Source organism: Salinisphaera sp. PC39, from assembly GCF_040361335.1.
Classification (GTDB): Bacteria; Pseudomonadota; Gammaproteobacteria; order Nevskiales; family Salinisphaeraceae; genus APNM01.
The window spans coordinates 96,192-108,545 of the sequence record NZ_APNM01000003.1 but is presented as its reverse complement, the minus strand read 5'-3'; the positions used below and the strand labels follow the sequence as shown (position 1 = coordinate 108,545).

Below are 12,354 nucleotides of genomic sequence, written 5' to 3'. Positions count from 1 at the left end.
TGGCGGAGCGGACGGGACTCGAACCCGCGACCCCCGGCGTGACAGGCCGGTATTCTAACCAGCTGAACTACCGCTCCGCGCTAACTGGTGGGTGCTGACGGGATCGAACCGCCGACATTCGCCTTGTAAGGGCGACGCTCTACCAGCTGAGCTAAGCACCCGGTGGGTGCCCGGCCCGGCCGCGGCCTACCCGGTCAGCACCCGGTGAAGGCGCGCTAGTTTACGGCATCCTTGAGTGCCTTTCCAGCCTTGAAGCCCGGCGTCTTGCCAGCCGGGATCGTGATCGACTGGCCGGTCTTGGGATTGCGGCCCTGACGCGCGGCGCGCTTGCGCACCGAGAACACGCCGAAGCCCACCAGGGAGACCTTGTCACCGCGCTTCAGCGCGTCGGTGACGGCGTCCACCATGCCGTCCACGGCACGGGTGGCATCGGCCTTGGAGAGGTCCGCCTTCGCGGCTACGGCGTCGATCAGATCGGATTTGTTCATGATGGAATCATCCCCTCTGGATTGTGTCGTGATGACCAGGCGCGCTCCCGTCACGTCCGGATTGCTTGTCGGCCGCAACCTTTTTGTGCGGGATAGCCCTGTCGCGATTCGTGCGCTCGCCGCCGGATTGCAAATCGCTGCGATGGCGAACGAGCCGGTTTTATACCAAGCGCCTCAACAACCCGTCAACCAACGTATTCATGCGGTTTCGCGGGGTTACCGCGGGTCCGGCGGACCCGCGGGGCCGTTCAGTGCGCGCGAATCTCCCCGCCCTCGGCCTTGGCTTTCGCCTCGGCCGCCAGGTCGGCCTCGGGTACCGGCTCCGGCATGCGCGACAACGCGATCTCCAGCACCTCGTCGATGCGCTTGACCGCCCGGATGTCGAGCTTGCTCTTGATATTCGCCGGTATCTCCGCGAGATCCTTGATGTTTTCCTCGGGGATCACCACCACCTGGATGCCGCCGCGATGGGCCGCCAGCAGCTTTTCCTTGAGGCCGCCGATGGGCAGGACATCCCCGCGCAGGGTGATCTCGCCGGTCATGGCGACGTCGGCGCGCACCGGGATTTCGGTGAGCGCGGACACCAGCGCGGTGCACATGCCGATGCCGGCTGAGGGGCCGTCCTTGGGTGTCGCGCCCTCGGGCACGTGCACGTGCAGGTCGTATTTCTGCATGAAATCCGGGCTGATCCCGAGCTTCGCCGCGCGGCTGCGCACCACGGTCAGCGCCGCCTGGATCGACTCCTGCATGACATCCCCGAGGCTGCCGGTGTTCAACGGCTTGCCCTTGCCGGGCACCACGGCCGACTCGATGGTCAGCAGCTCGCCACCGACCTCGGTCCAGGCCAGGCCGGTGACCTGGCCCACGCGGTCGACCTCCTCGGCGCGCCCGTAACGGTACTTGGGCACGCCCAGGTACTTGTCCAGGTTGCGCGCGGTCACGCGCACGCTGCTGCGGTCGCGGCCCTTGGCCGAGATCAGCTCCTTGACCACCTTGCGGCTGATCTTGCTGATGTCGCGCTCCAGGTTGCGCACGCCGGCCTCGCGCGTGTAGCGCCGGATGGTCTCGCGCAGGGCGTTCTCGGAGATCGACAGCTCCTCCGGCTTCAGGCCCGATTCCTTCATCTTCTTGGGGATCAGGTACCGGGTCGCGATGTGGACCTTCTCGTCCTCGGTGTAGCCGGACAGCCGGATCACCTCCATCCGATCCAGCAGCGCCGGCGGGATGTTGAGGGTGTTGGCCGTGCACACGAACATCACCTGCGACAGGTCGAAGTCGACCTCCAGGTAATGGTCCTGGAAGCTGTTGTTCTGCTCCGGATCGAGCACCTCCAGCAATGCCGAGGCCGGATCGCCCCGGAAGTCCATCGCCATCTTGTCGACTTCGTCGAGCAGGAACAGCGGGTTGCGCACGCCCACCTTGGCCATGTTCTGGATGATCTTGCCGGGCATGGAGCCGATGTAGGTGCGCCGGTGACCGCGGATCTCGGCCTCGTCGCGCACGCCGCCCAGGCTCATGCGCACGAACTCGCGGTTGGTGGCGCGCGCGATCGAGCGCCCCAGCGACGTCTTGCCGACGCCGGGCGGCCCCACCAGGCACAGGATCGGACCCTTGATCTTCCGGACCCGGGATTGCACCGCGAGATTCTCGACGATGCGCTCCTTGACCCGCTCCAGACCGTAATGGTCCTCGTCCAGGATGGTCTGCGCCCGATCCAGTTCCAGCCGGCTCTTGGTGCGCTTCTTCCAGGGCACGTCCACCAGCCAGTCGAGGTAGTTGCGCACCACCGTCGCCTCGGCGGACATCGGCGACATCATCTTGAGCTTGTTGAACTCGGTCTGCGCCTTCTTCTTGACCTCCTTGGGCATGCCCGCCTTCTCGATCTTGTTCTCGAGCTCCTCGAGATCGTTGGGGGCATCGTCGAGCTCACCCAGTTCCTTCTGGATGGCCTTCATCTGTTCGTTGAGATAGTACTCGCGCTGCGACTTCTCCATCTGCTGCTTGACGCGGCCGCGGATGCGCTTCTCGATCTGCAGCACCTCGATCTCGGACTCGACCTTGGACAGCACGTGCTCCAGGCGCTCGCGCACGCTGGTGAGTTCCAGGACCTCCTGCTTCTCGTCCAGCTTCAGGTTCAGATGCGCGGCGACGGTGTCGGCCAGGCGTCCGGCATCGTCCATGCTCGACAGCGACGGCAACAGTTCCGCCGGCACCTTCTTGTTGAGCTTCACGTACTGCTCGAACACCGACAGTGTCGAGCGCATGAGCGCATCCAGGTGCGACTCGTCCTCGCCGGTGCCGTCCGGCTCGAAGGGCACGCAGTCGGCCGCCAGGCCGGCGTCCTCGGTCTCGTGGAGGGACTCGACGCGGGCGCGCTCGCCGCCCTCGACCAGCACCTTGACGGTGCCGTCGGGCAGCTTCAGGAGCTGCAGGATGCTGGCGAGGGTGCCGATGCGGTAGATATCGTCCTCGCCGGGATCGTCGACGTCCGCCGCCTTCTGGGCAACCAGCAGGATGCGCTTGTCGTCGCCCATCGCGGCTTCCAGGGCGTTGATGGACTTCTCCCTGCCCACGAACAGCGGGATCGCCATGTGCGGGAACACGACGACGTCGCGCAGGGGCAGGACGGGGGCTCTATAGGACATTTCGCCCATGGGGTTCGACCTCGAGACGGACGCCGATGACATGGTGTGGTTATCGGCGAGCGTGGATGTTTCCTGACCACTAGATGTGGCCGGTCCGCCCGTGTTTCAAGCCGAGACGCCCCGGGGAGAGCGGCGGCCGGTCCCGGAGCCGATCAGGCTCCGGGACGCGGCGCGTCGCCGGCGGCACGGTTGGCGCCGGCGTTCTCGTAGACGATGTAGGGCTGGGCCTCGCCCTTCACGACCGCATCGTCGACCACGACCTTGGCCACGTTCTCCATCGAGGGCAGGTCGTACATCACGTCGAGCAGGATGCTTTCCAGGATGGTGCGCAGACCGCGGGCCCCGGTCTTGCGGGCCATGGCCTTGTGCGCGATCGCCTTCAGGGCGTCCTCGCGGATCTCCAGCTCGCAGCCCTCCATCTCGAACAGCTTCTCGTACTGCTTGGTGAGGGCGTTCTTGGGCTCGCGCAGGATCGAGACCAGGGCCGCCTCGTCCAGCTCCTCGAGCGTCGCCACGACGGGCAGACGGCCGACGAACTCGGGAATGAGGCCGTACTTGATCAGATCCTCCGGCTCGACCCCGGCCAGGACCTCGCCCAGGCTGCGCTGATCGTCCGTGCTCTTCACATCGGCGGAAAACCCGATGCCGGAGCGACCCGCGCGATTGGCGATGACCTTGTCCAGCCCGGCGAAGGCGCCGCCGCAGATGAACAGGATGCCGCCGGTGTCGACCTGCAGGAACTCCTGCTGCGGGTGCTTGCGGCCGCCCTGGGGCGGCACCGAGGCGGTGGTGCCCTCGATCAGCTTGAGCAGCGCCTGCTGAACGCCCTCGCCGGAGACATCGCGCGTGATCGACGGATTCTCGGACTTGCGCGAGATCTTGTCGATCTCGTCGATGTAGACGATGCCGCGCTGCGCCTTCTCGACCTCGTAGTCGCACTTCTGGAGCAGCTTCTGGATGATGTTCTCGACGTCCTCGCCGACGTAGCCCGCCTCGGTGAGGGTGGTGGCGTCGGCGATCGCGAACGGCACGTCCAGCAGCCGCGCCAGCGTCTCCGCCAGCAGGGTCTTGCCACAGCCGGTGGGGCCGATCAGCAGGATATTGGACTTCTGCAGTTCCACCCCGTCCTCGCTGGAGCCCGCGTTCAACCGCTTGTAATGGTTGTACACGGCCACCGACAGGACCTTCTTGGCGGGATCCTGGCCGATCACGTAGTCGTCCAGGACGCGCCGGATTTCCTGGGGGCTGGGCAGGCCCTTGTGCGCGGGCTTGCTCGCAAGCTCCTCGCGCATGATGTCGTTGCACAGCTCGACGCATTCGTCGCAGATGAACACCGACGGCCCGGCGATGAGCTTGCGCACCTCGTGCTCGCTCTTGCCGCAGAAGGAGCAGTACAGCGTCCGCCCCTGGTTGCCGTTGCCGCGGGCCTCGTCATTCATTGGGGGACCTCGACTCCTGAAACGATCCGGTTACCACGATAGTACAACACCGGCGTGACATGGTAGCCCGCCGGACGCCGCACGCCGCGGTCAGCCACCGGCCTCCGAGGCCATCGCGGAACGGGTGGTGAGCACCCGGTCGACGACCCCGTACTCGCGGGCTTCCTCCGCGCTCATGAAATAGTCGCGGTCGGTGTCCTGCGAGACCTTCTCGATCGACTGGCCGGTGTGGTGCGCCAGGATCTCGTTGAGACGCTCGCGGGCGTGCAGGATCTCGCGGGCGTGGATCTCGATGTCCGACGCCTGACCCTGAAAGCCGCCCAGCGGCTGGTGCATCATCACCCGCGAATGCGGCAGGCAATAGCGCTTGCCCGGCGCGCCCGCGGCCAGCAGCACGGCACCCATGCTCGCGGCCTGACCCACGCACAGCGTGGTCACGTCCGGCTTGATGAACTGGATGGTGTCGTAGATCGACATCCCGGCCGTGATCACCCCGCCCGGCGAGTTGATGTAGAGCTGGATGTCCTTGTCCGGGTTGTCGGACTCCAGGAACAGCAACTGCGCCACGATCAGGTTGGCCATGTGGTCGTCGATGCCGCCCACGACGAACACCACCCGCTCCTTGAGCAGGCGGGAATAGATGTCGAAGGCACGCTCGCCGCGCGCGGTCTGCTCCACCACCATCGGCACCAGGCCGATGTTGCTCGGACGCGGGTCGCGATCGTATGCGCTCATGCTCGCTCCTGTCTGCGTGACTGCCAGTACGTTTCGCCGGCTCAGGCGGATTCCTGCTCGCCGCCCAGCAGGTCGTCGACGTCGGTCTTCTTCTCCTTGACCTTGGCGCCCTCGAGCAACCGCTCGATGACCTGATCCTCCATGACCATCGCCTCGACACCCTGCATCATCTGCGGGTTGTTGCGATAGTAGCTCTTGACCGCCTCGGTCTGCTCGTAGCCGGCGGCGAGCTCGTCGAGCTTGGCCTCGACCCGGTCGCGATCCAGCTCGATGCCCTGGTCCGAGATCACCTCCGCGATCAGCAGGCCGAGCGCGACGCGCCGCTCGGCGCCCTCGCGCAATGCCTCATCGGGCAGCAACTGCTTGGCCTGCTCGGGATCCTGGCGCATCTGCTGGGGCAGCCGCGACAGCGCCTCGCCGCGCATGCGCTCGATCTCCTGCGCCACCAGGCCCTCCGGCACGTCGATCGGGTTGGCCTCGAGCACGCCGTCCATGACCTGGGTCTTCACCTTCTGGTCCACGGCGTTGGCGACCTCGCGGCGCAGGGACTCCGCGACCTTCTCGCGCAACGCGGTCTCGCCACCCTCCTCGACGCCCATCTTCTGGAAGAAGGCGGCATCGAGCTCCGGCAGCCGCGGCTCGGACACGCTCTTGACCGTGACCTCGAAGTCCGCGGTCTTGCCGGCCAATTGCTCGGCGCCGTAGTCCTCGGGGAAACTCACGTCGACCTGGAAGGTCTCGCCCGGCTTGCGGCCGACCAGCGCCCGCTCCAGGTCGGGCAGGAAGCGGCCTTCGCCCAGGGTGACCTCGACGTCCTCGCCGCTGCCGCCCTCGAAGGGCTCGCCGTCGAGGCGGCCGACGAAATCGATCACCGCCTGGTCGCCGTCGGCGGATTCGCGTTCGACCTCGGCGAATTCCTTGTTCTGCTCGCGCAGACGCTCGATGGTCTTGTCGATGTCGGCATCGGTGACCTCGGCGACCGGTTTCTCGACCTTGAGCTTGTCCAGGCCCTGGAGCTCGATCTCGGGATAGACGTCGAAGCTCGCGGTATAGGCCAGGCCACTCTCCGGCGACTGGTCGCCCAGCTCGAGCTGCGGCCGGCCGGCGGGCTTCAGCCCCTCCTGCTCGATCGCCTCGGGATAGGTCGCCTGCACCAGCTCGCTCGCCACCTCGGCGCGGGCGCTGTCCGCGTAGCGCTGGTACAGCACCTTGTAGGGCGCCTTGCCGGGACGGAAGCCGGGAATCTTGGCGTGGCGGCCCGCGCGGCGGACCTTCTCCTCCACGGCCTTCTCCACCCGCTCCGGCGGGACCTGGACCGTCATGCGGCGGGTGAGGCCGCCGGCGTTCTCAACCGATACTTGCATAGTGTTACTGGTGTTGGGGTCTTGCGTCATGGATTCAATACCGGACTCCGTCGTTCCGGCTGCGGATCTATTACGGGACGGGGATTATACGGATACTCGGCACCGATTACTCGGCACCGGCCGCGAGGGCCGACCTTCTCGACCGGTGGGGAAAATGGTGGGCCGTCAGGGACTCGAACCCCGAACCAATAGATTAAGAGTCTACTGCTCTACCAATTGAGCTAACGGCCCGCCGAAGACGCGGAATAATACCACAAGCGCCATACCGCGCCAGCGGTGGAAATGGGGTGGACGATGGGACTCGAACCCACGACGACCGGAATCACAATCCGGGGCTCTACCAACTGAGCTACGTCCACCATTGAAAACCGTTTCGTGTTTCGTGCCTCACTTGCTCAACACGAAACCTGAAACAAATTTTGGCGCGCCCGGCTGGATTACTCGGGGCCTGCGGCCCCTCGCCCTCCGGGCCAACGCCGCTGCGCGGCGTTGTTCGTATTCGCTGCGCGAATCCGTCGAACCATCTCTTTCATTGTCGCTGGTTCGCATCGACCGAATCCAGCTTCACGGCCTTATGACCATCTGTCGTCGAAATCGACGATTGGCGCGCCCGGCTGGATTACTCGGGGCCTGCGGCCCCTCGCCCTTCGGGTCAACGCCGCTGCGCGGCGTTGTTCGTATTCGCTGCGCGAATCCGTCGAACCATCTCTTTCATTGTCGCTGGTTCGAATCGACCGAATCCAGCTTCACGGCCTTATGACCATCTGTCGTCGAAATCGACGATTGGCGCGCCCGGCTGGATTCGAACCAGCGACCGTCGGCTTAGAAGGCCGATGCTCTATCCCCTGAGCTACGGGCGCATCTGCTCGAGATGGTCGGGGCAGCAGGATTTGAACCTGCGACCTTCTGCTCCCAAAGCAGACGCGCTACCAGGCTGCGCTATGCCCCGTTCCAAGGGTCCAACCTTAGCGCCCGTCCGGGGCCGCCGCCACCGTCGCGTCCGCTTTGCGAGCAGTCTGTTTCTAGGCTCGGCAAAACCTCGCCAAGAAACCCGGCCTCGGGCCTGCGCCCGTCGGCGTTCGCCCCGCTGCGTCCGTCCACCGGACGGACGGTCGGGGACTCACCCCAAAGCAGACGCGCTACCAGGCTGCGCTATGCCCCGTTCCAAGGGTCCAACCTTAGCGCCCGTCCGGGGCCGCCGCCACCGTCGCGTCCGCTTTGCGAGCAGTCTGTTTCTAGGCTCGGCAATGCCTCGCCAAGAAACCCGGCCTCGGGCCTGCGCCCTTCGGCGTTCGCCCCGCTGCGTCCGTCCACCGGACGGACGGTCGGGACTCACCCCAAAGCAGACGCGCTACCAGGCTGCGCTATGCCCCGCCGGTGCGCATTGTACCCGCGGGGAAAACGGCGCGCATTATACACGTGGGCGGGCCACGGTCGAAGCTTATTGTGCCCCGCGCTGACCCCGTGCGAGAATCCGCGCTCTTTCCAGCGACTGTGGACGGATGACCGCCCGGATCATCGACGGCAAGGCCATCGCGGCCGCCCGACGCACCCGCCTCAAGGAGCGGATCGCTCAACGCCGGAGCGACGGCCTGCGCGCACCCGGTCTGGCCGTGGTCCTGGTCGGCGACGACAACGCCTCCCGGGTCTACGTGCGCAAGAAGGTCGAGGCCTGCGAGGATGTCGGCATCGTCTCCAAGCCCGTCTATGCCGGCGCCGACCTTCAGCAGGACGAGTTGCTGGCCCTGATCGACGACTTCAACGAGGATCCCGAGATCGACGGGATCCTGGTCCAGTTGCCTCTGCCCGCCCACATCGGCAGCGGCACGGTGATCGAGCGCATCCGGCCGGACAAGGACGTGGACGGATTCCATCCCTATAACGTCGGCCTGCTGGCCCAGCGCATGCCGCTGATGCGCGCCTGCACGCCGCTGGGCATCGTGCGCCTGCTGGAGGAGATCGAGGAACCCTTCTACGGCCGCAAGGCGGTGGTGGTCGGCGCCTCCAACATCGTGGGCCGGCCGATGGCCCTGGAGCTGTTGCTAAAGGGCGCGACCGTGACCGTCTGCCACCGCTTCACCCGCGATCTGGAATCCGAGGTGCGCCAGGCCGAGATTCTGGTAGTGGCGGTCGGCAAACCGGGCCTGGTGCCGGGCGAATGGGTGCGCCCCGGGGCCACCGTGATCGATGTCGGCATGAACCGCTCGCCCGACGGCAAGCTGGTCGGCGATATCGAATTCGAGGCCGCGGCCGAGCGCGCCGCCTGGATCACGCCCGTACCGGGCGGCGTCGGCCCCATGACCGTGGCCATGCTCATGGAGAACACCCTGCTCGCCGCCGAGCGCCACGACGCCGATCAGGAAGGTTAACCACAGAGTCACAGAGAGCACAGAGAAAGAACGGTTTTTGCTTCTTCTCTTTATCCCTCTGTGTCCTCTGTGGCTCTGTGGTTAGTCCTTATTAATCCTTAACGGCTTTCAACCCGCCGCCAGGTGGTCCCCTCGGGCCCGTCCTCGAGTTGCACGCCCTCGGCCGCCAGTTCGTCGCGGATGCGGTCGGCCTCGGCGAAGTCGCGCTGTTGCCGTGCCGCCCGCCGGGCTTCGATACGGGCCTCGATGTCCTCCGCGTCCGGGCCGGTATCGTCGCCGCCCTGCAGGTAGGCGGCGGGATCTTCCTGTAGCAGCCCGATCCGGCCGCCCAGCCGCCGCATCAGGCCGGCGAGGGCCGCGGCCCGTTCCGGCTCACTGTCGCGCAGCCGGTTGATCTCGCGCGCCAGGTCGAACAGCACCGCCAGTGCCTCGGGGGTGTTGAAGTCGTCCGCCATCGCTTCGGCGAAGCGAGCCGCCTGGGGCGCATCCTCCGCGGGCGCGCCCGGCTCGATGCCGCGCAGGGCGGTGTAGAGGCGCGTCAGGCCGGCCCGGGCCGAGGCCATCTGCTCGTCGCTGTAGGCCAGCGGACTGCGGTAATGGCTGCCCAGCACGAAGTAGCGGATTTCCTCGCCGCGATACTCCCTCAGCAGATCCCGGATGGTGAAGAAATTGCCGAGCGACTTCGCCATCTTCTCCTCGTCGACGGTGACGAAGCCGTTGTGCATCCAGATGCGCACGAAGGGTTTGCCCGTGGCGGCCTCGCTCTGCGCGATCTCGTTCTCGTGGTGGGGGAACTTGAGATCGAGCCCGCCGCCGTGGATATCGAAGCTCTCGCCCAGGCAATGCGTGGACATGGCCGAGCACTCGATATGCCAGCCGGGTCGGCCGGCGCCCCAGGGCGCCTCCCAGCTCGGCTCGCCCGGCTTGGCCGGCTTCCAGAGCACGAAATCGAGGGGGTCCGTCTTGGCCTCGTCGACGGCGATGCGCGCGCCGGAGCGCAACTCGCCCAGACGCTTGCCGGAGAGTCGACCGTAGCCCTCGAAACGGCTGACGTCGTAGTAGACGTCGCCGTTGTCCCCGACATAGGCGTACCCCTTGTCCAGCAGGCGCGCGATCATGCCCCGTATCTGCTCGACGTGGGCGGTGGCGCGCGGCTCCTCGTCGGGCGCCACCAGTCCCAGCGCCGCCATGTCCTCGTGCATCGCAACGGTGAAGCGTTCCGCCACCGCCTCCGGCGATTCGCCCGTCTCGGTGGCGCGCTTGATGATCTTGTCGTCGATGTCGGTGATGTTGCGGACGTAGGTCACCTCGTAGCCGAGGGCGCGCAGATAGCGCACGACCATGTCGAAGACCACCAGCATCCTGGCATGGCCGAGATGGCAATAGTCGTAGACGGTGATGCCGCAGACGTACAGCCGTACCCGCCCGGGCTCCAGGGGTTCCAGGGGCTGCTTCTCCCCGCCGAGGCTGTTGTATATCCGCACCATCCGCTGCTCTGTCCGACCGCCGTAAAGGCGGCACAGTGTATCTTGGCGGCGTCGGCCGCTAAAGTAAGGGGATGCCCACGGCTCCCCCGTTCCCATGATGCGCGCCCTGCTGATCCTCGCCCTGCTGGCCGCGGCGGTGCTCGGGGCCGTGCTCGCGTCACCCCAGGTGGATGCGACCTGCCTGACGCAGCGCACCCTGCACCTCGGCGACGCCGAACACCGGCGCTGGAGCTGTCTGCACTATGCCGCGGCGCGCGGCGACACCCGGGCCATCGAGAGGCTTCTGGAAGAAGGGGCCGACGTGGACGGCCGCAACGCCGCCGGCCGCACACCGCTCGCCGAGGCGGCGAAGCGCGGCCGCCTTGCCGCCGTGCGCACCCTCCTGGACCATGACGCCGAGGTCGACGTCTACGACACCCAGAGCGGTTTCACGCCGCTGCATCTCGCCGCCGAGGGCAACCATGCCGCCGTGGTCCGGCGGCTGCTGGCGGCCGGCGCCCGCGTCGACGCCCGCAACCAGTGGAACCAGACACCCTTGTGGCAGGCCGCCTGGCAGGATTGGCACGGCAACACCGAGGTGGCGCACACCCTGATAGCCAACGGCGCGAGCGTGGACCTGGCGGACGACAAGGGGCATACGCCGCTGCACATGGCCGCTCGCGCCGGACACACCCCGATGGTGGCCTATCTGCTCGAAGCCGGCGCCGACATCGACCACCGCAGCGACAAGGGCCTGACGCCGCTCTATCAGGCGGTCACCGGCGACAACCCGGACACCGTGCGGATCCTGCTCGAGCACGGCGCCGACCCGGACGTGAATGTCGACGGCGTCTCCGCCCTGGCGCTCGCGCGCAAGCAGGACCGGGCGGCGGTCGCCGAACTGCTGGTCGCGCACGGTGCCGAAACGGACCGCGCGCCGGACGGGTCCGAACGAGCGCCTTCGGACAGCGGACGCTAGGACGGCGCCCGCGCCAGGTGCCATTGGGCCAGATGGAGCAACCGGTGGCGTAGTCGCGGTCCGTCCTGCCCGACTTCCAGGTCGTAACCGATCGCGGCGTCCCGCCAGAGTATCGCGGCGATATCGAACAGCCGGTCCGGCTCCAGCCCCGGCAGCAGGATCGCCCGGCGACAGAAGCGCCGCCACTTGGCGCGGGCGGCCTCGGCCTCGAAGGGTGACGGCGGCACCGGCCCCGGTCCGCGATACAGGCGCGCATAGCGCCGCAGAATGGCCACCGCGCCGGCACGATCCAGTCCGCGCCATCCCGGATCCGCGTTCTCGTACACGCTCACGCGCGGCGACGGCACGCCCGCCCACAGGCGACGCAGGGCCAGGGATTCGTGCAGCGGCTCCAGCGTTGCGCGCACGCCCGGACGGGCCACGGGCCGACCGTGCACCGCCCGCAGATAACGCGCGATCAGGGCGTCGTAAAACGGCTCGTCGTCACCCCCGTCGACGCCGGCGGCGACGTAGCGCGCCAACGCCACGCCATTGCGCCGCAGGATGCGCGGCTCGATCGCTTCCAGATCCGGCTCCGCGGGCATGCCGGCCGGCACGGGCATCCCGGATTCCAGCCAGCGCTGTACCCGCGCCCCGAACCACACCCGGGCGTGCCGGCACTGGGCCCGGAAATCGGGCCGGTCGCCGCGATCGACCTCGGCGAGCAGCGATTGCAGACGCACCTGCTCGCCGGCGAGTAGCGCGATATCGTAGCTGGGGTAGAAAGCGGCCGGTATGTCGTCGATCACGGCGAACCGCCGCACCCCGCCGATACTGTGACGGCTCCGGTCACCCATGGCAGATACCGTCCGGGTGGACGCCTCCAGCTT

Annotated in this window: 9 protein-coding genes and 6 tRNA genes; 2 read left to right on the top strand and 13 right to left on the bottom strand. The window is 67.1% G+C overall.

The window, feature by feature from the left end:
• The 11 genes from PC39_RS04355 to PC39_RS04305 form a co-directional block, all read right to left on the bottom strand.
• Positions 1-77 (bottom strand) — tRNA-Asp (locus PC39_RS04355).
• Between the two features lie 8 nt (positions 78-85).
• Positions 86-161, bottom strand: a tRNA-Val gene (locus tag PC39_RS04350).
• 54 nt (positions 162-215) lie between these two features.
• Positions 216-488 (bottom strand): non-specific DNA-binding protein Hbs, encoded by a 273-nt coding sequence (gene hbs, locus PC39_RS04345; RefSeq protein WP_353252143.1) that lies wholly within the window; start codon positions 486-488, stop codon positions 216-218.
• A 248-nt stretch (positions 489-736) separates the two neighbouring features.
• The gene (gene lon, locus PC39_RS04340; protein ID WP_502950844.1) at positions 737-3,142 is read right to left on the bottom strand and encodes an endopeptidase La; all 2,406 of its coding nucleotides are present in this window, start codon (positions 3,140-3,142) and stop codon (positions 737-739) included.
• A 143-nt stretch (positions 3,143-3,285) separates the two neighbouring features.
• The gene (gene clpX / locus PC39_RS04335; RefSeq protein ID WP_353252141.1) at positions 3,286-4,572 is read right to left on the bottom strand and encodes an ATP-dependent Clp protease ATP-binding subunit ClpX; all 1,287 of its coding nucleotides are present in this window, start codon (positions 4,570-4,572) and stop codon (positions 3,286-3,288) included.
• A gap of 90 nt (positions 4,573-4,662) precedes the next feature.
• Entirely contained in the window at positions 4,663-5,307 is a 645-nt protein-coding gene (clpP, locus tag PC39_RS04330; RefSeq protein ID WP_353252140.1) for an ATP-dependent Clp endopeptidase proteolytic subunit ClpP, read from the bottom strand.
• Positions 5,308-5,348: 41 nt separating this feature from the next.
• The gene (tig, locus tag PC39_RS04325; protein ID WP_353252139.1) at positions 5,349-6,671 is read right to left on the bottom strand and encodes a trigger factor; all 1,323 of its coding nucleotides are present in this window, start codon (positions 6,669-6,671) and stop codon (positions 5,349-5,351) included.
• 155 nt (positions 6,672-6,826) lie between these two features.
• A tRNA-Lys gene (locus tag PC39_RS04320) sits at positions 6,827-6,902 on the bottom strand.
• A 52-nt stretch (positions 6,903-6,954) separates the two neighbouring features.
• Positions 6,955-7,030: transfer RNA gene (locus tag PC39_RS04315), tRNA-His, on the bottom strand.
• A gap of 425 nt (positions 7,031-7,455) precedes the next feature.
• Positions 7,456-7,531 (bottom strand) — tRNA-Arg (locus tag PC39_RS04310).
• Between the two features lie 12 nt (positions 7,532-7,543).
• Positions 7,544-7,620: transfer RNA gene (locus PC39_RS04305), tRNA-Pro, on the bottom strand.
• A 553-nt stretch (positions 7,621-8,173) separates the two neighbouring features.
• Here PC39_RS04305 and folD point away from each other — a divergent pair.
• Positions 8,174-9,040 (top strand): bifunctional methylenetetrahydrofolate dehydrogenase/methenyltetrahydrofolate cyclohydrolase FolD, encoded by an 867-nt coding sequence (gene folD, locus PC39_RS04300; RefSeq protein WP_353252138.1) that lies wholly within the window; start codon positions 8,174-8,176, stop codon positions 9,038-9,040.
• 98 nt (positions 9,041-9,138) lie between these two features.
• On the opposite strand, the gene cysS is transcribed toward folD, so the two are convergent.
• Positions 9,139-10,527 (bottom strand): cysteine--tRNA ligase, encoded by a 1,389-nt coding sequence (gene cysS, locus PC39_RS04295; protein WP_353252137.1) that lies wholly within the window; start codon positions 10,525-10,527, stop codon positions 9,139-9,141.
• Between the two features lie 94 nt (positions 10,528-10,621).
• Here cysS and PC39_RS04290 point away from each other — a divergent pair, with 94 nt between their 5' ends.
• A complete protein-coding gene (locus tag PC39_RS04290) occupies positions 10,622-11,485 on the top strand; it encodes an ankyrin repeat domain-containing protein (RefSeq protein WP_353252136.1) in 864 nt (287 codons plus the stop codon).
• Here the strand turns inward: PC39_RS04290 and PC39_RS04285 are convergent.
• Positions 11,482-12,321 carry a hypothetical protein gene (locus tag PC39_RS04285; protein ID WP_353252135.1) on the bottom strand — a complete coding sequence of 280 codons (840 nt, stop codon included), beginning with the start codon at positions 12,319-12,321 and terminating at the stop codon, positions 11,482-11,484. The genes PC39_RS04290 and PC39_RS04285 overlap by 4 nt on opposite strands.
• Positions 12,322-12,354: the final 33 nt, after the last annotated feature.